Origin of the sequence: Erwinia sp. INIA01 (genome assembly GCF_025947915.1) — a bacterium.
GTDB lineage: Bacteria > Pseudomonadota > Gammaproteobacteria > Enterobacterales > Enterobacteriaceae > Erwinia > Erwinia coffeiphila.
The window spans coordinates 210,842-233,619 of sequence record NZ_JAPDNC010000002.1 but is presented as its reverse complement, the minus strand read 5'-3'; the positions used below and the strand labels follow the sequence as shown (position 1 = coordinate 233,619).

21 protein-coding genes are annotated in these 22,778 nt (G+C 58.7%); 15 read left to right on the top strand and 6 right to left on the bottom strand.

Translation table 11 applies throughout. The features are described from left to right. Positions 1-75: 75 nt before the first annotated feature. Positions 76-1,746 (bottom strand): alpha,alpha-trehalase TreF, encoded by a 1,671-nt coding sequence (gene treF, locus OMR58_RS02945; RefSeq protein ID WP_347710560.1) that lies wholly within the window; start codon positions 1,744-1,746, stop codon positions 76-78. Positions 1,747-2,172: 426 nt separating this feature from the next. Between treF and OMR58_RS02940 the strand changes: the two genes are divergently transcribed. Then, positions 2,173-3,591, top strand: a complete 1,419-nt coding sequence (locus OMR58_RS02940) for an MFS transporter (RefSeq protein ID WP_105592153.1) — start codon at positions 2,173-2,175, stop codon at positions 3,589-3,591. Positions 3,592-3,733: 142 nt separating this feature from the next. Further along, a complete protein-coding gene (locus OMR58_RS02935) occupies positions 3,734-4,360 on the top strand; it encodes a LysE family translocator (RefSeq protein WP_123331769.1) in 627 nt (208 codons plus the stop codon). 161 nt (positions 4,361-4,521) lie between these two features. On the opposite strand, the gene OMR58_RS02930 is transcribed toward OMR58_RS02935, so the two are convergent. Both OMR58_RS02930 and OMR58_RS02925 read right to left on the bottom strand, forming a co-directional pair. Next, positions 4,522-5,067: a LeuD/DmdB family oxidoreductase small subunit gene (locus OMR58_RS02930; protein ID WP_105592155.1), complete on the bottom strand. Its 546-nt coding sequence runs from the start codon at positions 5,065-5,067 to the stop codon at positions 4,522-4,524. Then, on the bottom strand, positions 5,064-6,374 hold the full coding sequence (locus tag OMR58_RS02925; protein ID WP_264545245.1) for a 3-isopropylmalate dehydratase large subunit: 1,311 nt from the start codon (positions 6,372-6,374) through the stop codon (positions 5,064-5,066). Before OMR58_RS02925 ends, OMR58_RS02930 begins: the two co-directional genes overlap by 4 nt. 138 nt (positions 6,375-6,512) lie before the next feature. Here OMR58_RS02925 and OMR58_RS02920 point away from each other — a divergent pair, with 138 nt between their 5' ends. Beyond that, entirely contained in the window at positions 6,513-7,409 is an 897-nt protein-coding gene (locus OMR58_RS02920; RefSeq protein WP_105592157.1) for a LysR family transcriptional regulator, read from the top strand. A gap of 162 nt (positions 7,410-7,571) precedes the next feature. Here the strand turns inward: OMR58_RS02920 and OMR58_RS02915 are convergent, their stop codons facing one another. Next, positions 7,572-8,351 carry an L-threonylcarbamoyladenylate synthase gene (locus OMR58_RS02915; RefSeq protein WP_105592158.1) on the bottom strand — a complete coding sequence of 260 codons (780 nt, stop codon included), beginning with the start codon at positions 8,349-8,351 and terminating at the stop codon, positions 7,572-7,574. Between the two features lie 365 nt (positions 8,352-8,716). Here OMR58_RS02915 and OMR58_RS02910 point away from each other — a divergent pair, with 365 nt between their 5' ends. Beyond that, positions 8,717-10,054, top strand: coding sequence for an MFS transporter (locus OMR58_RS02910; RefSeq protein WP_105592159.1), 1,338 nt, complete (start codon positions 8,717-8,719; stop codon positions 10,052-10,054). 15 nt (positions 10,055-10,069) lie between these two features. Here the strand turns inward: OMR58_RS02910 and OMR58_RS02905 are convergent, their stop codons facing one another. Beyond that, positions 10,070-10,204 (bottom strand): hypothetical protein, encoded by a 135-nt coding sequence (locus OMR58_RS02905; protein WP_255569898.1) that lies wholly within the window; start codon positions 10,202-10,204, stop codon positions 10,070-10,072. Then, positions 10,197-11,009 carry an IclR family transcriptional regulator gene (locus OMR58_RS02900; RefSeq protein ID WP_105592160.1) on the bottom strand — a complete coding sequence of 271 codons (813 nt, stop codon included), beginning with the start codon at positions 11,007-11,009 and terminating at the stop codon, positions 10,197-10,199. Before OMR58_RS02900 ends, OMR58_RS02905 begins: the two co-directional genes overlap by 8 nt. A 337-nt stretch (positions 11,010-11,346) precedes the next feature. On the opposite strand from OMR58_RS02900, the gene OMR58_RS02895 reads away from it, so the two are divergent. The 11 genes from OMR58_RS02895 (at position 11,347) to araD (ending at position 22,745) form a co-directional block, all read left to right on the top strand. Beyond that, entirely contained in the window at positions 11,347-12,873 is a 1,527-nt protein-coding gene (locus OMR58_RS02895; RefSeq protein ID WP_200560542.1) for a sugar ABC transporter ATP-binding protein, read from the top strand. A 40-nt stretch (positions 12,874-12,913) separates the two neighbouring features. Then, positions 12,914-14,011 (top strand): ABC transporter permease, encoded by a 1,098-nt coding sequence (locus tag OMR58_RS02890; protein ID WP_264545244.1) that lies wholly within the window; start codon positions 12,914-12,916, stop codon positions 14,009-14,011. Beyond that, entirely contained in the window at positions 14,008-15,108 is a 1,101-nt protein-coding gene (locus OMR58_RS02885; RefSeq protein WP_264545243.1) for an ABC transporter substrate-binding protein, read from the top strand. The genes OMR58_RS02890 and OMR58_RS02885 overlap by 4 nt, the downstream gene beginning before the upstream one ends. A gap of 13 nt (positions 15,109-15,121) precedes the next feature. Further along, entirely contained in the window at positions 15,122-15,973 is an 852-nt protein-coding gene (locus OMR58_RS02880) for an SMP-30/gluconolactonase/LRE family protein (protein WP_264545242.1), read from the top strand. A 287-nt stretch (positions 15,974-16,260) separates the two neighbouring features. Then, positions 16,261-17,259, top strand: coding sequence for a 3-dehydro-L-gulonate 2-dehydrogenase (gene yiaK, locus OMR58_RS02875; RefSeq protein WP_264545241.1), 999 nt, complete (start codon positions 16,261-16,263; stop codon positions 17,257-17,259). Positions 17,260-17,272: 13 nt separating this feature from the next. Continuing rightward, the gene (locus OMR58_RS02870; protein ID WP_264545240.1) at positions 17,273-17,758 is read left to right on the top strand and encodes a YhcH/YjgK/YiaL family protein; all 486 of its coding nucleotides are present in this window, start codon (positions 17,273-17,275) and stop codon (positions 17,756-17,758) included. Then, on the top strand, positions 17,755-19,053 hold the full coding sequence (locus OMR58_RS02865; protein ID WP_264545239.1) for an MFS transporter: 1,299 nt from the start codon (positions 17,755-17,757) through the stop codon (positions 19,051-19,053). The genes OMR58_RS02870 and OMR58_RS02865 overlap by 4 nt, the downstream gene beginning before the upstream one ends. Further along, positions 19,050-20,525: an FGGY-family carbohydrate kinase gene (locus OMR58_RS02860; RefSeq protein ID WP_264545238.1), complete on the top strand. Its 1,476-nt coding sequence runs from the start codon at positions 19,050-19,052 to the stop codon at positions 20,523-20,525. The genes OMR58_RS02865 and OMR58_RS02860 overlap by 4 nt, the downstream gene beginning before the upstream one ends. 3 nt (positions 20,526-20,528) lie before the next feature. Then, entirely contained in the window at positions 20,529-21,191 is a 663-nt protein-coding gene (ulaD, locus tag OMR58_RS02855; RefSeq protein ID WP_105592169.1) for a 3-keto-L-gulonate-6-phosphate decarboxylase UlaD, read from the top strand. Position 21,192: 1 nt separating this feature from the next. Further along, complete coding sequence (locus tag OMR58_RS02850) at positions 21,193-22,050, top strand: L-ribulose-5-phosphate 3-epimerase (protein ID WP_200560536.1); 858 nt, start codon at positions 21,193-21,195, stop codon at positions 22,048-22,050. After that, the gene (gene araD, locus OMR58_RS02845) at positions 22,047-22,745 is read left to right on the top strand and encodes an L-ribulose-5-phosphate 4-epimerase (RefSeq protein WP_200560535.1); all 699 of its coding nucleotides are present in this window, start codon (positions 22,047-22,049) and stop codon (positions 22,743-22,745) included. Before OMR58_RS02850 ends, araD begins: the two co-directional genes overlap by 4 nt. Positions 22,746-22,778 lie beyond the last annotated feature (33 nt).

Genomic DNA, 22,778 nt, shown 5'->3' with positions numbered 1-22,778 from the left:
TAATACCATGATTAATCGCGGAGAAATAAGGTTATTAGCTTATAAAACAGGAAGAATAATTAGCAGGAGTGATAGCTATCCCTCCGGGTACATCTCCAGCAGGCGGCGGGTGACGCCGTTGGTCCAGCCAAATCCGTCCTGAAGCGGGTATTCCCCCCCGGCTCCCAGCAGCGCGGCATCACCGCTGACGTTGTACTTCTCCACCATTTTATGGTGCTGCTGATAGGTTGATGACACGGTTCTCAGCCAGCGGCTGGCGATTTCATGTGCCAGATTCTCGTCGCCGTAAATGCTGAAGCCCTTCACCGCCATCCACTGTAGCGGTGCCCAGCCGTTGGGGCTGTCCCACTGCTCACCGGTCTGCTCCATGCTGGAGAGCAGGCCGCCCGGTGCCAGCAGATAGTCGCGCACCGCTTTGGCCGTACGGTTGGCCTGATCCAGGCTCGCCATGCCGACGTAAACCGGGGTGACGGCGGCGGCGGAGAACGTTGCCTGCTCGCCGTCGCGCCAGTTGTAATCGCGGTACAGGCCGGTGTCGTTATCCCAAAGATAGTGGTTCACCGCCTCCTGCCGACGGTACGCCAGCTGCTGATAGCGTTCGGCGGTGGCCTCGTCTCCCCTGGCTGCCGACAGTCGGGCAATCGCCATCTCCAGCTTGTAGAGGAACGCGTTCAGGTCGATGGGGATAATGCTGGTGGTCTGAATGCTCGCCAGACGGCCCGGCTCGCTCAGCCAGCGCGAGGTATAGTCCCAGCCCGACGCCGCACCGGCACGCAGGTCGCGATACACTTCGCTGGACGGGCGCGATGAGTCACGTGCGGTTTCCACGTCCTCAATATAAGACTCGTCGCGCGGGGTATCGCGATCGTCCCAGTAGCGGTTCAGCACCGCGCCATCCGGCAGCATCACCACATGGCGATACGCCTGATTCGGCTCCAGATTTTCCTGGCCGTCCATCCAGAAAGCGTACTCGCTTTTCAGATGGCGAAGATAGCGCTGCGCCTCGTTGACGCCGTTCTTTTCGAACAGTTCCACCATCATCGCGAAGACCGGCGGCTGCGAACGGCTGAGATAGTAGGTGCGGTTGCCGTTGGGGATATGGCCGTAGCGATCGATCATCCAGGCAAAGTTGTCCGCCATATTGCGCAGCAGATCGCAGCGCCCGGCGGCGGCAAAGCCCAGCATGCTGAAGTAGGAATCCCAGTAGTAGGTTTCACCAAAGCGCCCGCCGGGAACTACGTAGGGCTTCGGAAGCGGCAGCAGCGAGGAATATTCACAGTGCTGTTTCGGGTGACGGGTTAATACCGGCCACAGCGCGTCGATATGTTCCGCCATGGTTTTTTCCGGGTCGGAAACATAATGACTTTCATTAACCTGCGGCAGGTCGAAATTCTCCAGCACGAAATTATGCAGATTAAAATCATCGCGTTCACGCGCCAGATAATAACGAAACATAATCCGTTCCGGATCTATTTTTGGCGCGCAGTCAGCAAAGGTTTTACTGTCGCTAAAGATGCGCGACGTCTGCACCGCAAAAAACAGTTCCTGATAGCGGTCCGACGGCGTGAGGATATCGGAGACCGGCAGGCCGCGGATGTGCTCCGGCTGCGGCTCCATCACCGCTTCGGGGCCGGCTTCGTAGTCGAGATACCAGTTCTCAAATTCGCCGGGAATGTTAGTCATCGTCTCAGTGTGATTGAAAGTGATAAAAGCCTCCTGCTGCCGGTAATAATAGGCAGAATTCACATGATGAATTTATCGTACTGATAATAAGTATAGTACCGGCGTCTCTTCACGCAACCCGATGTTTCTATTAATCTTAATGACATATTATTTCAAAAAATAAATGAAAAATTAAATATGGTTTTTTTATAAAAAAAAGAAAATATCAGGGAGAATGAATAAACATAAACTGACAAATTCAGCTTCCTGCCGTATTGATTAAAAATAGCCCCCGAATAACAGTCATTTAGTGTGATCCGGCTCACTGTTTTGCCGTATGCGGGTTTCCCAGCTTTTTTCGCGGCAAACTTCAGTGCGAACAGCAGATTAGTACGTTTTTCCCCAGCGCTGACGCGCCCCGCTGGGCGCAGTGAACGGCAGCTGTTATGTTACGTGTTTGTAAATTTTAAGCGGCCGCATTTTTTCACTCAGCGGCCTTACGGAGCCATTATGCAATCTGGCACGCCCGCCACCTCGCCCACTGCACCGATACCACGAACCTGGTGGATCGCCCTGCTGGTGGCCGTCACCTTCTTTATGGAAAACCTGGATGCTACGGTAATCGCGACGGCCATGCCGCAGATGGCACGTGATTTCTCGGTCAGCGCGGTGGATATGAACGTCGGCATAACCGCCTTTCTGCTGGCGGTGGCAGTATTTATTCCGCTGAGCGGGTGGCTGGCCGACCGCTTTGGCGAACGGCGTATTTTTGCCAGCGCCATCGTGCTGTTTACCCTCGCCTCACTGCTCTGCGGCCTGAGTACCTCGCTGCCGATGTTTACCTTCAGCCGCGTGCTGCAGGGGATCGGCGGTGCACTGATGGTGCCGGTGGGCAGGCTGCTGGTGCTGCGGGTGACGGAAAAACAGGATCTGGTGCGAATGATCGCGCTGATCACCTGGCCCGGCCTGATCGCTCCGGTGCTTGGCCCGCCTCTCGGTGGGCTAATCGTCACCGTCGGCCACTGGCCGTGGATTTTCTGGCTGAATATCCCGCTGGGTATTGCAGCACTCATCTGTACCTTCTGGCTGATCCCCAAAGGCGAACGCGGCCAGCCGCGCCCTTTCGATTTAGCAGGCTTTCTGCTGACCGCCATCGCCTGCGCCGCGCTGATCGCCGGGCTGGAGTCGCTGGGCCAGAGTCACCTGCTTGCGGGCACGGCGCTGCTGCTGCTGGGCAGCCTCAGCGCATGGCTGGCGTGGCGACATGCGCGCCGCGCAACAGCCCCGATGCTGCCGCTGGATGCACTCAGCATCAGCTCGTTTCGCAGCACTCTACAGGGCGGCTCGCTGTTTCGTGCCGCTATCAACGCCATTCCGTTCCTGCTGCCGCTGATGTTCCAGGTCAGCTTTGGTCTGTCGGCGATGGAGGCGGGTATTCTGGTGCTGTGGGTGTTTGCCGGTAATCTGGCAATGAAGCCGTTCACCACCGCAGTGATGCGCCGCTGGGGCTTCCGGCAGGTGCTGCTGGTCAACGGCGTCATCAGCACGGCGGCCATCGCCGTCTGCGCCTTTATTACCCCGGCGTTGCCGTACCCGCTGCTGGCGCTGGTGCTGTTTATCGGTGGGCTGTCGCGCTCAATGCAGTTCACCTGCTATAACTCGCTGGGCTTTGCCGACGTGCCGCGCCCGCAGATGAGCGCCGCCTCCACGCTGTTCAGCATGTTCTTCCAGTTCAGCATGAGTGCCGGTATCGCCTTTGCCGCGCTGGCGCTGCGCGCCTCGATGTCTTTACAGACGCACTCGCAGCCGCTGCCGGTAGATTTTTCCTGGGCGTTTATCGCCGTCAGCCTGCTGTCGCTGCTGGCATTACTGGACAATCTGCGACTGAAGGCGGGAACCGGCGAGCACGTTTTACAGCGCCAGCCGTAGCGATAATGGAAAATCTTGCGCATGTGATTTACTTCTCACTGCCGAGAAAATAAACTACCGCTCCTTCGTATTTCAACGAAATCCATTTATCGCTTATCGCTAAAAACCCTCAGGCAGAGGGTTTTCAATGAAAGGACCCTGTATGACGCTCCACCTCTGGTTGGCCTATACCGGCGTGATTGCCGCACTGATTGCCATTCCCGGCCCGTCGGCTTTAATCAGCATGACCCACGGCCTGCGCTTCGGCCGCAAACATGCGCTGGCAACGGTTGTCGGCGGCGTGCTGGCAGCTATGGTTCTGATGACCGCCTCCGCGCTGGGTCTGGGTGCTATTCTGGCCGCCTCCACTACCGCCTTTACCATTCTGAAGGTGGTCGGTGCCGCCTATCTGGTCTGGCTGGGTATTTCCGCATGGCGCGATAACAGTCATGAAACGCCGGTGGCCACCCCAGAAATGGAAGATGCGCCGAGCGCGCTGCGCCTGTTCCGTAAGGGCTTTATGGTCGGCATCAGCAACCCAAAAGATCTGCTGTTCTTCGCCGCGCTGTTCCCGAACTTTATTGATGCCAGCCAGCCGCACGCGTTGCAGTTTGCTACCCTGGCAATCACCTGGGCCGCGCTGGATTTCAGCATTATGTTCAGCTATGCCTGCGCCGGTCGTCGCCTGTCCGGGCTGTTCTCTAACCCGAAACGTCTGCGGATGCTCAACCGCTCAACCGGTAGCCTGTTTGTCTTTGCCGGTGGTGCGCTGGCTATCTCCGCCAAGTAATCCCTCAGGGCCGCCTCACCGCGGCCCTGCTGCTTTATAGCATCAGCATCTCCAGCACATCATTCCTTCCCGGCATCCGCACGACTTTTATCGCCGGCTCCCAGTGCCCGTTCCGTCAGCGCCGTCTATAAAATCGTCACGCCTGGACTACAGCGAAAAGTTCAGGCGCTTTTTATCCGTCCGCTGGCGCGGGCATAGGCAAATAGCCCACCCGCCGCGACGATGTTCGCCAGCTCGCCCGCCGGATCGATGGCCGCCGTTTCACCGCTGTCCAGCAACGTGACGGTCTGCGCGTCGTTGTCGATTTCCACCCGGTCGCCGGTGCGCAGGCGATCGCACAGCCGCGTGGCCGAAGCCAGCGGCAGCACCTCGCCGGTCGCCACGCAGTTGCGGAAGAAAATGCGGGCATAGGACTGCGCCAGTACTGCCTGCACGCCCGCCGCGCCCAGCGCAATCACCGCATGCTCACGTGAAGATCCGCAGCCAAAGTTTTTGCCGGCAACGATAATCGGATGCGCCGTCCGCTGGCCGGAGGCATCCAGAAACGGCAGCGCCCCTTCCGGCAGACCACACATCGCCAGCCCCGCCAACTGCGCGTAGCCCTCCGGGGTCGAGGGATTCACCTTCAGGTATTCGGCGGTCAGGATCTGGTCAGTATCAATGTTGTCGCCCAGTACGTAGACCGTTCCGCTGATGATATTTTTCATGATGGCGTTCCTAACAGCTCAACAGGATTGGTTATGGTGCCGCGCACCGCAGCGGCGGCTACCGCATAAGGGGAGGCCAGATAGATGTTGGCGCGCTTGTGCCCCATACGGCCCACGAAGTTACGGTTGGTGGTGGAGATCACCGAAATCGGCTGATTAATCCGGCCGAAGGTATCGGCGGGCCCGCCGCAGCAGGCCGCACAGCCGGGCTCGGATGAAAGATTCACCCCCGCAGCGGTCAGGATTTCATAGATTGACTGGTTCGCAATGCGGGTGACGATCAACTGATGAAACACCTCTTTGGTGGCCGGAACGGCAAAGGTCGGGATCGCCACTTTGCGGCCCTGCAATACCCGAGCGGCGGCAACAAAATCCGCCAGCTTGCCGCCGGTGCAGGAGCCAATATAGGCCTGTGAGATTTCCACCTGCTGCAAAGTATCGATCGATACCACATTGTCCGGTGAGTGGGGTTTAGCCACCAGCGGCTGCATAGTGCTGACATCAATGTCGACAACGCGGCTGTAAACCGCATCGGCATCGGCCTCCACCACATTAAAAGGCACCGTGGTGCGCGCCGCCAGGTAGTCGAGGGTGGCCTGATTCGGCAACATAATGCCGTTCTTAGCCCCGCACTCCACCACCATATTGCACATGGTCATGCGCTCTTCTATCGGCATTGCGTCAATCACCGGACCGGCAAACTCAATCGCCTCGTAGGTGGCCCCATCCACCGTCAGTTCACGCAGCAGGGCGAGAATCAGGTCTTTCGCCTGCACCTGCTGTGGCTGCTCACCGTGATAGTTCACCCGAATGGTGGTCGGCACCTTCAGCGGGATCTCACCGGTACCCAGCGCATAGGCCGCATCGGTGATCCCCAGACCAATGGCAAAACAGCCAAACGCACCGGCCGTAACCGTATGGGAATCGGTGCCCAGCAGCACTTCCCCCGGGCGCGTATGGCCCCCCTCAGCCAGACCAATATGGCAGACGCCCTTATAGGCGGGTGTGCCCACATCATAGAAATACTTCACGCCCTGCTCGCGGGCAAATTCACGCATCACGCGAATATTCTGATTCGCCTGCAGATCGGCAGAATAAACAAAGTGGTCAGGAATAAGAATAAAACGTTCCGGGTTCCATATTTTCGCCTGTTCGCCAAATTCTTTTTTAAATACGCTGGCCACACCCGGCATACAGGGATCGTGCGACATTAATACATCCACCTTCGCCCAAACTATTTCTCCAGGCGTCACGCTTTCGCACCCGCTTGCTCGGGCGAGTATTTTCTGGTTGATTGTCTGACCCATGTTAATTATCTCTCTGCGCTATTATTTTCCGACTGCTTACATTTGTTTGTAATTACCCTATCTCTTTTCTGTGCGTCGGAAACGTGAAATATGCTAGTATTCTTTATTGTTTCTCCTTAAGAACAATCCGGGATAATAATGAGCGATTTTGAAAACCTGCACGGAATGATTATTTTTGCCAAAGTGGTGGAAACGCTGAGCTACACCGAAGCGGCAAAGGTGCTCGGGCTGGCAAAATCCTCGGTCAGCAAGGAAATTTCGGCGCTGGAAGTGCGTCTGGGGGCGAAGCTGCTAACCCGCACAACACGGCGGATTCAGGTGACGGAAGTCGGCATGACCTATTATCACTACTGCTACCGTATCCTGCACGAGGTGAAAAGCGCCGACCTGTTTATCCGCCAGTTCCACGAAGAGCCCACCGGCAGCCTGCGCGTGGTGGCCCCGGTCACCTTTGGCTGCCAGTGCATCGTGCCGGTACTGAATCGCTTTGTCGCCAGCAATATCCACGTCAGCGTCGATCTTGACCTCACCGACCGCCCGGTCAGCCTTGAGGACGATAATTTCGATCTGGCGGTGGTGATTAAGCGTGAGCTTCCCGGCCACCGAAACTATCGCCCGTTGATGGACATTACCTGGGGGATTTACGCCGCGCCGGATTACCTGCGGCAACACGCTGAGATTACCAGCCCGGACGATCTCACCCGCCATGACTTTATTCTTTTTCGCGGCCCGGCCCACACGATCTCGCTGCCTTTCAGAAAAGAAAAACAGAAAAAAGATATTGAAGTCCGCAGCAGATTTCGTGCCAACAACAGTATTGCGCTGGTGAATTCAGCTATAGCCCAGACCGGCATCGCGTATTTACCCAGCTATATTGCCCAGGAAGCCGTCGATGAGGGTAAATTAGTTCAGGTACTGCCGGACTGGGAAATGGATATTTATAAATCCTACGTTTTGATGAAAACGGACAGCTATATTTCCCCGCGCGTGAGGTTATTTGTTGAGGCACTGCAAAAAGCGCTGAGTGGTAATTAACATTTCGGATTCAGGCCGGGAAATGGCAGTAATTTACGAGCCGGATTCACGCCGGGAGATGACAATAAAAAACGCCCGCATTAGCGGGCGCTGATTGATTTTCGCGTTATTCGCGCCTGAAGATAACAGCATCTGCCATCGTCTCAGGCGCAGAAGCGATAATCAGTAGTAGTTACCGTGACGGTAATCCCAGGTGGTGAAGATGTCAGACAGCATTGACATGATCTTATCCACATCCAGACCTTTACGGATCAGTACCGGGCATGGCGTGATGTTGCGCTCGCCTTTCTGCTCTGGAACCAGCTTACCGTTTTCGTCCACCATCGCGACCATCACACCCTGCTCGTAACGCGTCTTTTCAGATTCGTTAGGCTGGATAGATTTCACGTAGTCGTTTGCCGCAATGATCAGGTCAGCGTGCTGTTCGATACGCTCGCCGATACCTTCTACCAGGCCACGGTTACCTTTACCTGACGGGTTAGCCGAGCTGGCGAAGGAGAACTTGCCGTGGTTTTCCCACAGTTCTTTTGCCAGGTTCTCACCAGGCACACCGAACTTGATGACGAAGCAGCTGGTCTGGCGGCGGTCCATCATCAGGTCTTTAGAACCGTCTTCCGGAATGCGCGCTACGGCTTCTTCTTTCCACGGCAGGATGCAGCCCAGCAGAACGTCTTTGTCCCAGTGCTGCTGATACAGCTCTTCGATTTCCGGGTTCAGCTGAGCCAGCTCTTTCAGCTGCTCCAGCGAGCCGCACAGCACCACGCCTGGCTTGTTACGGTTACGCTGCTTGGCGTCGAACTTACGCTCCAGGCCTTTCGCATCAGAGGTCATGATGATGTAGCCCACTTTGGTAGGACAAACGATCATGCCACCGTCAGCAGACAGGATTTCAACGGCTTCCGGCTGTAAGCCACCATTCCAGTTAACAACTTTATTGCTCATCATGACACCTTCGGATTCGGTTTAAATTAGGAGGGTAATCACCCGTTGAAACCATCCTGCCACAACCAGTTTTTCCTGCAACAATAAACGCACAATCCCGCCTATTGTTTCCAACAGGAAACAATCGTTGCACAATGGAAAGGGTGAAACCGACGATTTGGCGAAAAAAATATTCCACCGATAAACCTGAAGGTGGTATTTCCCTGATTAACTCATTAAAAAGAAGATGGTTTATTCATTTCATTTTCCTCTTCGCAATATTGAGCTGGCTCGCAGTTTGTTAAATTAACCGTCTCTCCCACCGTTGGCGCATTTACAGCCATTAAGCTTAACGAGTCAGGTGAATCACTCGCCGGGGGAAAATCATGGACACACATCACGCTCAAAGTCGCACACACGTTTATCGCAAAAACATGCGCTATCTGCTGCCGCTGCTGGTGGTCTGCTATCTGTTTGCCTTTATCGACCGAACGATCGTAGGTTTTGCCTGGCTGGAGATGGAGGCCGATGTGGGTCTGAGTGCCGCCGCGTTTGGCCTAGGCGCCGGGCTGTTTTTTATCTCTTATGCCTTCTGCGAAGTACCCAGCAATCTGCTGATGCTGAAATTCGGGCCGAAGATCTGGTTTTCCCGCATTCTGGTCACCTGGGGCATCATTACCATTCTGATGGCCTTTGTGCAGGGTCCATGGTCATTTTACGCGCTGCGCTTTTTACTGGGCGTGGCCGAAGCCGGGTTCTATCCGGGCATTATCTACTTCATCACGAAATGGTTCCCGCCTTCGCGCTGCGGTCAGGTCATCGGCATTTTCTTCCTCGCCAATCCGCTGGCGCTGGTGATCGGCAGCCCGCTCTCCGGCCTGATTATGCAGATGGACGGCCTGTATCAACTGGCGGGCTGGCAGTGGCTGTTTATTCTGATGGGCCTGCCGCCGGTGCTGCTGTCGCTGATTGTCCTGCGCTCGCTGCCGAATACGCCGCAGCAGGCGCACTGGCTGAACGACCAGGAGCGCAGCCAGATCGCCAGCGATATTCAGCAGGAGCAGCAGCAAAACGGCGTCACCGATGCGCCCGGTCAGCATCAGCACCCGCTGCGGGTGATGAAGGATCGCCGCATCATGATGCTGATTGCCTTCCTGATGTGCTATCCGATTGTCGGCTACGGCCTGATGCTGTGGCTGCCGAGCATTATCAATAAGTTCAGTACCTCAGTGATGATGACCGGGCTGCTCTCCGCCCTGCCTTGGCTGGCGGCGGCCGTGGCGGTGATCGTGGTGCCGCGATCGGCAGCCAGGCACAACACACCGTTTTTACATATTGGGGTGACGCTGGCGCTTAGCGTGGCCGGGCTAATCCTCAGCGTGGTATTTAACGATCCGCTGTGGCGCATGCTGGCACTGTGCCTCGCCGCCTTTGGTATTTTCGCTGGTCAGCCGATTTTCTGGAGCTTCCCGGCGAGGCTGCTGAAAGGTACCGATGCGGCGGTCGGCATCGCGTGGATTAACGCCTTCGGCATTGTAGGTGGCTTTATCGGCCCGTACGGGTTTGGCGTGGTGGCACAGCTAACCGGCAGCAATGAAAACGGGCTGGTATGGTTTATTGGCTGGGGTATTTACGGCCTGCTGATGCTCTACCCGCTGCGGCGGATGATGCGCCGCCAGCGCGGGATGAGCGGGGAAGCGGCAGCGGTTCCGCATCATCCGTAACTCCGCACGTCACGATTACGCGCAGGACGGCGGCAGAAGCCGGGTCGGTTGAACAAACGGCAGAATCGGCAGGGCCATCGCCCCTTTTGCTGCCTTCTCAACCTCAACAACCGGCGAACATGGCGATCCGGCCATGCCGGGATCAGCCATTAAACCCCAGCTCGGCGGAGATGGCTCTGGCGGTGGCCACCACCGGTGCCATCAGCTTTTTCACCCCAACCTGCTGTAGCTTGGCGGTCGGCAACGACACCGAAACGGCAAACGGCACCCGCTGCTGAATATCAAACACCGGTGCCGCCAGGCAGGACACGCCCAGCTCGTTCTCTTCCCTGTCCATCGCGGTTTGCTGCTGGCGAATCACCTTCAGCTCGTCCAGCATCTCCGGCAGCGTGGTGATGGTATTTTTTGTCAGCTGCTGGATTGTGTCCTGATGCGTTTCCCAGTAGTGCGCCGGATACTCTTCACTGCCCCAGGCCATAAAGATTTTACCCATCGCCGAGCAGTACAGCGGCATATGCTGGCCGATATACGCTCGGGTTCGCAGCATACCGGTCGTCGGCTCCAGCTTGTAAATCAGAATCACATGATCGTCTTCACGGCTGGAGAAATTTACCGTTTCACCCACTTCCAGATTGAGTTTTTCCAGATGCGGGGCCGCAACGTGAATGATGTTCAGCGACGACAGCGCCTTCTGCCCCACCGAAATAAACTTAGTAGTCAGTCGGTAGCTGCCGGGCGACGGCGCCTGGGTGACATAGCCGCTGCTGTGCAGCCCCTGCAACAGCCGGTGAACGGTACTCTTATTCATCCCGGACAGTTCTGACAGATTCGCCAGCGGGCAACCGTTGGGGTAATTACTCAATATCTCAATCAGCTGCAGGCCACGAAACAGACTCTGGGTGCCAGCCGGCTGATCCTTTTTATCGTCCTTTGCGGTATCCGCCTTTACGCTCATTCACGCTTCCTCTTAATGTCCCGCACACCCTTTACGGGGCTTTGTCTGATGGTAACTCATGCCTCTGCGGCTGTGAATATGGAACGACGTTTCAACACTGACAATGCTCCATATTAGACGGTTAAAAGCGCAAAAGCGAAGTGAGCGATTCATCACAGTTCTATAACATTAAAAATAACCATCTGATTTATATAAATAAATAAAACTTCCTCACCTTTGCTTTCCGCCCTCAGTAAGAATACTATTTTTGAAACTTGATTTCGCATGTTGGAACAAGCGGTGTTTTTATTAAGCTGTCGCCGCCGCTGATACTTGTCTGTTGTTGCAGGAGACTGTTATGCAGAATACACCCGGGGCAGCGGTTCTGACGCTGAGCCATATCACTAAACGCTTTGGCGGCAACATCGCCGTCAACGACGTCAGCCTGGAGGTTCATCCCGGTGAAGTCCTGGCGCTGCTGGGCGAAAACGGTGCCGGAAAATCCACGCTGATCAAAGTCCTCGCCGGGGTTTACCCACGCGACGGCGGCGATATCCGCTTCCACGACGACACCATTACCTCCGCCGCCGCGCTGAAAACCGCCCAGCGCCAGCCCATCGCCTTTATTCATCAGGACCTCGGACTGATCGAGTGGATGACGGTGGCCGAAAATATGGCGCTGGTGATGGGCTTTACCCGTCGGCTGGGGCTGATTGACTGGCGAGCGGTGCGCGAGCGCTCCCGCCAGGCGCTGGAAGAGGTCGGTATCGCCCTCGACCCGGACTCACGCGTGTTCGAACTGTCGCGCACCGAAAAGTCTCTACTGGCTATCGCCCGTGCGGTGGCCGTCAATGCCGAAGTGCTGGTGCTGGATGAGCCCACCGCTTCGCTGCCTGCCAACGACGTCCGCCATCTGTTCAGCGTCATCGAACGCCTGAAAAGTAAAAAAGTGGGGATGATTTACGTCACCCACCGCCTGGACGAAGTGATCGAAATTGCCGACCGCGTCTGCGTAATGCGCGACGGGAAACGCGTAGCGGGCGGCTTCACCCGCGACTACAGCCTGCGCAACCTGGTGGAAATGATCGTCGGCGAAGCGGTAGAGGGCAACCAGCGCGAGCCGCTGCCGGAAAAAGCCGATCCGGTTCTGGCCTTCGACAGCGTCTGCATTGATGAAGTGGGCCCCGTATCCTTCAACCTGCAGCCCGGCGAGATGCTGGCGCTGGCCGGGCTGCGCGGTGCCGGGCAGGAAGAGATTGGCCGCCTGCTGTTCGGCCTGCGTCAGCGTACCGGCGGCAGCATTACCTTCCGCAAGCAACACTATCAGGCCAGCTCGCCGCAGCAGGCGATGGCGGCGGGCGTGTCGCTGGTGGCCGGGGATCGCACCGGCGAAAGCCTGGTGATGTCGATGAGCGTGCGTGAAAACCTGTTTATCAACCCCTGCGCCAGCGGTCACCGCCTGCTGTCGCACTACGGACGCCGCGCCGAGCTGGGGGCCAGCTGGTGGAAAATGCAGCTGTTTGACGTCCGCCCGAAGGACGTCAGCCTGGATATCAGCGCCCTCTCCGGCGGCAACCAGCAAAAGGTGGTGATGGCGCGCTGGATGCACCTCAATGCGCCGCTGCTGATCCTGGAAGATCCGACTGCGGGCGTCGACGTGGGCGCACGTGAAGAGATCTATCACCTGCTGAACAAAGCGCTGGCAGAAGGCGTGGCTGTGCTGGTGATCTCCAGCGACTTCGAGGAGATCGCCCATATCTGCAACCGGGCGCTGGTCTTCAACCGCGGGCAGATCGTCGGCGAATTGAAAAACGATCGCGTCAGCTTTGCCAACCTACTTGAGCTGGCCTCCGCCAGCAGCGAATCCACCGTCGCCACCGTGTGAAATTTAACGCCACCCCGCAGGCGGTGGCAGGAGAAGATCTATGTCTAAAACGTCCGTCAAATCGACCGCGCTGGAGCAGCGGGTCAGTCTCAGCCAGCACGGTGCAGGCCCGTGGTCGATGCAAATCGTCACCCGCTACGGCCTGCTGCTGCTGTGCGTTCTGCTGGTGGCGATGTTCTCGGCGCTGTCGCCGTCGTTCGCCAGTATGCTGACCCTCCAGGCGATCCTCTCCAGCAAGGCCAAGATCGCCCTGCTGGCGCTGGCCGCAACGATCCCGATGATCGTCGGAAAAATCGATCTTAATGTCGGTTTCGGTATCGTACTGTGGCACATCCTCGCCATTACGTTACAGGTGCAGTACGGCTTCTCCTGGCAGATGGCGGTACTGACGGTGCTGGCCATCTCCGCGCTGTACGGCCTGCTGAATGGCATTCTGGTGGCGCTGGCGGATATCGACAGCTTCGTCGCCACGCTGGGTTCCGGCACCGTGCTGTACGCCATCGCGCTGTGGCACTCCGGCGGCCGTCAGATCGTCGGCGATCTGCTCGACGCCTTCACTGCCCTGCACTACACCGAAATTTTCGGCATCCCGATTGGCGCGTTCTACGTGCTGGCGGTGGCCATTGTCCTGTGGCTGATCACCGAACACACCCCGCTTGGCCGCTGCATGTACGCGGTGGGCGGTAACCCGGCGGCGGCGCGGCTGAACGGCATTGCCGTTAATAAATTCACCATCGGCGCGTTTATCGCCTCCAGCGTGCTGACCGGCTTCAGCGGCGTGCTGATCGCCGCCGAACAGGGCGTCGGCCAGGCCAGCGTGGGGATGGACTACCTGCTGCCCGCGCTGGTTGGTGCGTTCCTCGGCAGTACCACTATTCGCCCGGGACGGGTCAACGTCTGGGGTACGGTGGTCGGGATTGCCATTCTGGCGATTGGTATCGCCGGTATTCAGCAGTTTGGCGGTGAGTTCTGGGTTGAACCGCTGTTCAACGGTGCCACCCTGCTGCTCTCCATTAGTCTTGCCGGCTACGCCCAGCGCCGCCGGATGTTAAACCAGAAAGCCGTCGTTCGCAGCCAGAGCGCCCCGGCAACGCCTCCTGACAATAACCAAAACGCCACTACAGGAAGTCAGCTATGAAAATTCACGTTCTTGCCTTAACCCTCAGTACTCTGCTGGCCGCCGCCCTACCGGCACACGCCGACAGTTATCTCGACCAGGCCACAGCGGCAGTGACTAAAGCCACCGCCAGCGTGACCGAATGGGACGGACCGACCACCGGCCCTAAGCTACAGGCGAATAAAAAGGTGATTTTCATCGCCTCCGATATGAAAAACGGCGGCGTGCAGGGCGTGCAGCAGGGGCTGAGCGAAGCCGCGAAGGCGGCAGGCTGGAAGCTCGATACCCTGGACGGCGGCGGCTCGGTAAAAGATCAGCTAGCCGCGCTGAATCAGGCGATTGCCCAGCGCCCGGACGGCATCGTGATCGGCGGCTGGAACCCGAACGTGGCGAAGGTGCTGCTGAAGAAGGCCGCGCAGCAAAAAATCGTGCTGATGGCCTGGCACGCGGTGCCGCAGCCGGGGCCGATTCCGCAGTACGGCGTCACCACCAACATCACCTCGGATTCAACCGAGGTGGCGCGTCTGACCGCGCAGTATGCGGTGGTGCATTCCGGCGGCAAGGCCAGCGTGCTGATCTTCACCGATTCGCTGTATCAAATCGCGCTGGATAAGGCGAATACCATGAAGCAGGAGATCGAGAAGTGCAGCGGCTGTCAGGTCGTGGAGTTTATCGATACGCCGCTGGCCGACACCGCCAACCGCATGCCGTCAATGACCTTCAGCCTGCTGCAAAAATATGGCGATAAGTTCCAGTACGCGCTGGCGATTAACGATCTCTACTTCGACTTTATGGCCCCGGCGCTGAAAACCGCCGGTAAAGGCGGCAGCAACGCGCCGTTTAACGTCTCCGCCGGTGACGGATCGGTTTCCGCATTCCAGCGCATTCGCAGCGGCGATAGCCAGATCGGCACCGTCGCCGAGCCGCTGAAGCTGCACGGCTGGCAGCTGCTGGACGAATTTAACCGCGCCTTTGCCGGGCAGCCGCCGTCAGGCTACGTCACCCCCGCGCACCTGATCACCAAAGAGAATATCGGCAGCGACGGCGGTCCGCAGAACCATTACGACCCGCAGAACGACTATCAGGGCCACTACAAAACCATCTGGGGCGTGAAGTAACGGAGGCAGAACAATGGCAATCACCGACGATTTGGTTATTGAGACGCTTTGCTCCCCGGCGATCTGGGCGGAAGGGCCGGTATGGCTGCCGCAGCAGGATGCGGTGGTGTTCAGCGACGTTAAGGGCAACCGCATGTTTCGCTGGCAGCGCAACGGCGAGCTGGAGGTATGGCGTTCACCTTCCAACTTCGCCAACGGCAACGCACGCGATGCCGAGGGGCGGGTGATCAGCTGCGAGCACGGCCGACGCGGCATCAGCCGTACCGAGCACGACGGCAGCGTCACTATGCTGGTGGAGAAGGTGGACGGCAGGCGCTTTAACTCGCCTAACGACGTGGTGGTGCGCTCGGACGGCACCATCTGGTTTACCGATCCGCCGTACGGCATCACCAGCGATGACGAAGGCTATCACGCACACAGTCAGGTGATCGGCTGCTATCTCTACTGCTTCGATCCGGCCAGCGGCAAACTGACCATCGCCGCCAGCGATTTGCAGCGTCCTAACGGGCTGGCTTTCTCGCCCGACGAAAGCCTGATGTACGTGGCGGATATGTCGGTGATTGATTTTCCCACGCTCGGCCGCCGCGAGCTGCGGGTGTACCAGGTCGAGGAAGATCGGCTGAGCCACGGCAGATGGTTTGCCGAAGTCGCTCCCGGAATTCCGGACGGTTTCTGCGTGGACCGCCGGGGCAACGTCTGGTGCAGCTGTGCCGACGGGGTGATCGCCTTCGACAGCAGCGGTAACCGCATCGGCAAGATCCCGCTGCCGGAGTGCGTGTCTAACTGCACGTTCGGCGGCCCGGACGGTGACGAGCTGTATATCACCGCCACCCGCTCGCTGTACCGGGTACGTATCAGGCTGTAAGGGGGAAACGGTGGCGCTTACCGAATCACTGGCTGTACCGGCCGCGCCGCAGACCTCAGTCATCATCACGTAGCCGACGGCAGAGGAAACTTTGCTGTCGGCTTTGCCATGCCCGTTTTTGACCGGGTGTGGCGACGATCACAGAAGCTGACATTAATTTTATCTATCTGTTTTTTAACACTAAATTCACCCCCCGTTTTTTTGACTTCATTCCGATAACCTCATAGGATTTATTTGGAACGACATTCCACATATTGAAATACACACCAGCGGGGAGTAACAGCAGCATGAGAATCAGCTACCAGCAGTTAAAGCAGGAGTTCCTGCGCGTTTTACTGGCGCGCGGCGTGGCGGCGGAGAAGGCCGAAGCCTGTGCCACCCTGTTTGCCGATACCAGTGAAAGCGGCGTTTACTCCCACGGCGTGAACCGCTTCCCCCGCTTTATTCAGCAGCTGGATGCCGGGCATATCGTGCCGACGGCAACCCCGGAAAAAATTCTCTCACTGGGCGCGATTGAACAGTGGGATGCACATCGCGCTATCGGCAACCTGACCGCCACCGACATGATGGATCGCGCGATGGAGCTGGCCGACAGCCACGGCATCGGCCTGGTGGCGCTGCGTAACGCAAACCACTGGATGCGCGGCGGCAGCTACGGCTGGCAGGCGGCAGAGAAAGGCTATGTTGGCATCTGCTGGACCAACTCGATTGCGGTGATGCCGCCGTGGGGCGCAAAAAACTGTGCTATCGGCACCAACCCGCTGATCGTTGCCGTACCGGGCGAGCCGATCACCATGGTAGATATGTCGATGTCGATGTTCTCCTACGGCATGCTGGAAATTAACCGTCTGGCGGGCAAAACCCTGCCGGTGGACGGCGGCTTTGATAACGACGGCAACTACACCCGCGACCCGGCCACCATTGAGGAAAACCGCCGCATTCTGCCGATGGGCTACTGGAAAGGCTCCGCGCTCTCCATCGTGCTGGATATGCTGGCCACCCTGCTCTCTAACGGCTCATCGGTCACCGAAGTGACCCAGGACAACGGCGACGAATTCGGTATTTCCCAGGTATTTATCGCCATTGACGTCGACCGACTGATCGACGGGCCAACCCGCGACGCCAAGCTGGCACGCATTATTGAATCCATCAGCGGTGCCGAACGCGCCAACGGCGAGCAGGCCATCCGCCTGCCGGGCCATAAATTCCCCGGCATCCGCGCTGAAAACCAGCAGCAGGGCATTCCGGTCGACGAGCGCGTCTGGGCACGTATTCAGGCGCTGTAACAGGAGCAACGCGATGATTTTTGGACATATCAACAATACCGAAGCGCACCACTACCCTGTCGCCGTTGCCCGTGCCGTGGACTATCTGGCCCGCCACGATCTGCGGGCGATGGCCGCCGGACGCTATCAGCACGATAAAACCGGCTGGGTCGTACAGGTGCTGGATTTACAGACCGGCCCGCACAGCGAGAGCTTCCCGGAAGCCCATCGCCACTTTGTTGACGTGCAGTTTCTGGTGGACGGTGAGGAGCTGATTGGCGTGGCGACGGAAAAAGCCGAGCTGGCCATCCACCAGCCGTACAACGCCGATCGCGACATTATTTTTTATCGCGATGCGCCAAACGAAACCCTGTTGCTGATGAAGCCCGGCAATTTCGCCGTGTTCTTCCCGCAGGATCTTCATCGGCCAAACCTGATGATCGACGGCCCGCAGGCGATCCGCAAAGTGGTAGTCAAGATCCCTCTTACCGAGTTCGTTAATTCCGGGAGTTCGCTATGAGCCTGACCTCAAGTTCTGTGGCATCCCGCGCGTCCATTCCTAACACGCGCTGGCTGCGTATTATTCCGCCGATCCTGATCACCTGCATTATCTCCTATATGGACCGCGTGAATATCGCCTTTGCTATGCCGGGCGGTATGGATGACGAGCTGGGTATCAGCGCCTCAATGGCCGGTCTGGCGGGCGGGATCTTCTTTATCGGTTATCTGTTCCTGCAGGTTCCCGGCGGCAAGCTGGCGGTCTACGGCAACGGTAAACGTTTTATCGGCTGGTCGCTGCTGGCCTGGGCGGTTATCTCCGTCCTCACCGGTATGGCCACCAACCAGTATCAGCTGCTGGGGCTGCGCTTCCTGCTGGGTGTGTCCGAAGGGGGCATGCTGCCGGTGGTGCTGACAATGATCGGCAACTGGTTCCCCGATTCTGAACGCGGCCGCGCCAATGCGATTGTGATCATGTTCGTGCCGATCGCCGGGATCCTCACCGCCCCGCTTTCCGGCTGGATCATTACCAGCTGGGACTGGCGCATGCTGTTCTTTGTCGAGGGCGTGCTGTCGCTGGTGGTGATGGCGCTGTGGTGCTTCACCATCAGCAACCGCCCACAGGAGGCGAAGTGGATATCCGAGGCCGAAAAGAACTATCTGATCAAAACGCTGCATGATGAACAGCTGCAAATCAAAGGTAAAAATACCCGTAAGGCCTCGCTGCGCCAGGTAATGCGTGAACCGGTGATGTGGCGACTGATTATGGTCAACTTCTTCTATCAGACCGGGATCTACGGCTATACCCTGTGGCTGCCGACCATCCTGAAAGGGCTGACCAACGGCAATATCGAACAGGTGGGCTGGCTGGCGATCCTGCCGTACGTTGGCGCGATCTTCGGCATGTTTATCTTCTCGTCGCTGTCCGATGCCACCGGGCGCCGCAAGCTGTTTGTGGCGCTGCCGCTGGCCGGGTTTGCTATTTGCATGGCGCTGTCGGTATTGCTGAAAGCGCATATCTGGTGGTCCTACGCCGCGCTGGTCGGCTGCGGGGTGTTTATTCAGTCAGCGGCCGGGGTGTTCTGGAGTATTCCGCCACGCCTGTTTAACGCTGAAGTGGCGGGCGGCGCACGCGGCGTGATTAACGCGCTGGGCAACCTTGGCGGCTTCTGTGGTCCATATATGGTCGGCGTGCTGATTGCCGAATTCAGTAAAGACGCCGGCGTTTACAGCCTGGCGATCTCACTGGCGATTGCTTCGGTACTGGCGCTGACCCTGCCTGCACGCTGCGATGCACCGCAGAAGGGGGCCGCATGAGTTACTGGCTGGGGCTGGACTGCGGCGGCACCTTTATTAAGGCCGGGCTGTATGACGCATCAGGCCGTGAACAGGCGGTGGCGCGGCAAAACCTTGCGGTACTGGTGCCGGAACCGGGCCGTGCGGAACGCGATATGAACCAGCTGTGGCAGGTTGCCGCCACGGTGATCCGTCAGGTGCTGGAAAACGGCAATATCGCTGCCGCAGACGTGCGCGGCATGGGGATCTCCGCTCAGGGTAAGGGCCTGTTTATGCTGGATAAGCAGGGCCAGCCTCTGGGCAACGGTATTCTCTCCTCCGACCGCCGCGCGCTGGAGCTGGTTCAGCGCTGGCAGCGCGAAGGCGTACCGCAGGCGCTCTATCCGGTCACCCGTCAGACGCTGTGGACCGGTCATCCGGTTTCGCTGCTGCGCTGGGTCAAGGATCACGAGCCGGAACGCTATGCGGCGATCGGCAGCGTGATGATGGCGCACGACTATCTGCGCTTCTGCCTGACCGGCGAACGGGCCTGCGAAGAAACCAATATTTCTGAATCCAATCTCTATGACATGCAGCAGGGCGACTGGTCGCCCGCACTGGCGGAGATGCTGGAGATTGCGGAGATCCTGCCCGCCCTGCCGCCAATCGTCGGCTCCAGCGACGTTGCCGGGCACATTACGGCCGCCGCCGCCGCGCAGTGTGGGCTGGCGGAAGGCACGCCGGTGGTGGGCGGACTGTTTGACGTGGTATCCACCGCGCTGTGCGCCGGACTGTACGACGACACGCGGCTCAACGCGGTGATGGGCACCTGGTCGGTGACCAGCGGCATTACCGACCGCCTGAGCGACGAGGTGGATTATCCCTTCGTGTATGGCCGCTACGCCATTGACGGCCAGTACATCGTTCACGAAGCCAGCCCGACCTCCGCCGCTAATCTGGAGTGGTTCTGCCAGCAGTGGGGCATTGACGACTACGCGCAGCTGAATCAGTGGGTGGCGGAGCTGCCCCCGGCAGCCAGCTCGCTGCTGTTCGTGCCGTTCCTCTACGGCAACAACGCCGGGGCCAACCTGCACGCCAGTTTCTACGGTTTGCAGGCCGGCCACCAGCGCGGGCATCTGGTGCAGGCAATTTATGAAGGCGTGGTGTTCTCGCATCTGACCCACCTGAACCGCATTCTCAAACGCTTCCCCAACGTCAGCGCCCTGCGCCTGACCGGCGGGCCGACGCGCTCGGCCGAGTGGATGCAGATGTTTGCCGATATCAGCGGCCTGCCGGTGGAAATCCCGCAGATTGAAGAGAGCGGCTGCCTGGGCGCGGCGCTGGTGGCGATGACCGGAACCGGCGCGCAACCGTCGCTACAGCAGGCGCAGCGGGCGCTGGACCCGGCGATCGTCAGCTATCAGCCAAACGCCGAAAACCACGCGCTTTACCAGAAAAAATACCATCGCTATCAGAAATTTATTACGGCGCTGATTGCCGCCAACCAGGAGTAAACCATGAGCCGTTCCTCTGTTCCTCAACTGCAGCTGGCGCTGGATCATACCCGGCTGGATGCCGCTCTTGATGCCGCCGATCGTCTGCACGAGCACGTCGATATCGTGGAAGCCGGCACCATTCTGTGTTTCAGCGCGGGCGTGGACGCGGTGCGCCAGCTGCGCCAGCGCCTGCCGGAGAAAACTCTGGTGGCCGATTTTAAAGTCGCCGATGCCGGATCGACGCTGGCCGAACTGGCGTTTGAGGCCGGGGCTAACTGGATGACGGTGATCTGCGCCGCGCCGCTGGCCACCTTTGCCAGTGCCCATGAGGTGGCGCAGCGCTACCAGGGCGAGATCCAGATTGAGCTGTTCGGCAACTGGACGATGGACGACGCCCGCAGCTGGCGCGCCCTCGGCCTGAAGCAGGCGATTTACCACCGTGGCCGCGATGCGCAGGCGCAGGGGCAGCGCTGGAGCCAGCAGGATCTCGACGCGATGAAGGCGCTTTCCGACCTCGGCTTCGGGCTGTCGGTGACCGGCGGGATCACCCCGCAGGAGCTGCCGCAGTTCAAAGAGATCGACGTGCGCGCCTTTATCGTCGGCCGCGCGCTGACCGAAAGCGCCAACGGGCTGGCCACCGCCGCCGAGTTCCATCAGGCCATCGACAGCATCTGGGGGAAATAACATGCGTCAGCACCCGTTAGGTATTTATGAAAAAGCCCTGCCCGCGCACCTGAGCTGGCCGGAACGTCTGGCGCTGGCGAAAGCCTGCGGCTTTGACTTTGTTGAGATGTCGGTGGATGAAACCGATGCCCGCCTGGCGCGCCTGGACTGGACCAAAGCACAGCGCCTGTCGCTGGTGGACGCGATGATTGAAACCGGGGTCAACATTCCGTCGATGTGCCTGTCCGGCCATCGCCGCTTCCCGTTTGGCAGCCGCGATCCGGCCGTTCGCCAGCAGGCGTACGATCTGATGGATCGCGCCATCCAGTTGGCAAAAGACACCGGCATCCGCACCATCCAGCTGGCGGGCTACGACGTTTATTACGAATCGCACGATGAAGGCACCGTGACCCGCTTCGCCGAAGGGCTGGCCTGGGCGGTGGAACGCGCGGCGGCAGCGCAGGTGATGCTGGCGGTGGAAATCATGGACACCGAGTTTATGAACTCCATCAGCAAGTGGAAGCACTGGGATCGCCAGCTGGCCTCGCCGTGGTTCACCGTCTACCCGGACGTTGGCAACCTCAGCGCCTGGGGCAACGACGTCAGCGCCGAGCTGGCGCTGGGCATCGATCGCATCGCTGCGATCCATCTGAAGGACACCCTGCCGGTTACCAGTGACTCGCCGGGCCAGTTCCGCGACGTGCCGTTTGGCGAAGGCTGCGTCGATTTTGTCAGCGTGTTCCGCACGCTGAAGCAGATTAACTATCGCGGCGCGTTCCTGATTGAAATGTGGACCGAAAAAGCCGAAGAGCCGGTGGCCGAGATCGTACAGGCGCGGCGCTGGATTGAACAAAAAATGCAGGAAGGAGGATTACTGTGAGCTTAACGTCTCTGAAAGAACAGGTGTTCGAGGCCAACCTCGCCCTGCCGCGCCATAATCTGGTGACCTTTACCTGGGGCAACGTTAGCGCAATTGACCGCGCCAGCGGCCGCGTGGCGATCAAGCCTTCCGGCGTGGATTACGATGTGATGACGGTGGACGATATCGTGGTGGTGGATCTGGAGAGCGGCCGCGTGGTGGAAGGCAGCAAGAAGCCCTCTTCCGATACGGCAACGCATCTGGCCCTGTATCGTGCCTTTGAAACCATCGGCGGCATCGTGCATACCCACTCGCGCCACGCCACCATCTGGGCGCAGTCCGGGCTGGATCTGCCCGCCTGGGGCACCACCCATGCCGACTATTTCTACGGCAAAATTCCCTGCACGCGGCTGATGACGGCGCAGGAAATTGCCAGGGATTACGAGCACAATACCGGCGAAGTGATTATTGAAACCTTCCGCTCGCGCGATATCAGTCCGGCAGCCGTTCCGGCGGTGCTGGTCAACGCCCACGGCCCGTTTGCCTGGGGCAGCGATGCGGATAACGCGGTGCACAATGCGGTGGTGCTGGAGGAAGTCGCCTATATGGGTATCTTCTCGCGGCAGCTGATGCCGGGGATTACTGATATGCAGCAGGTGCTGCTGGATAAGCACTATTTACGTAAGCACGGGGCAAATGCGTATTACGGGCAGTGAGTGACGGTTGCAGGATCGTGCCCCGTTATACGT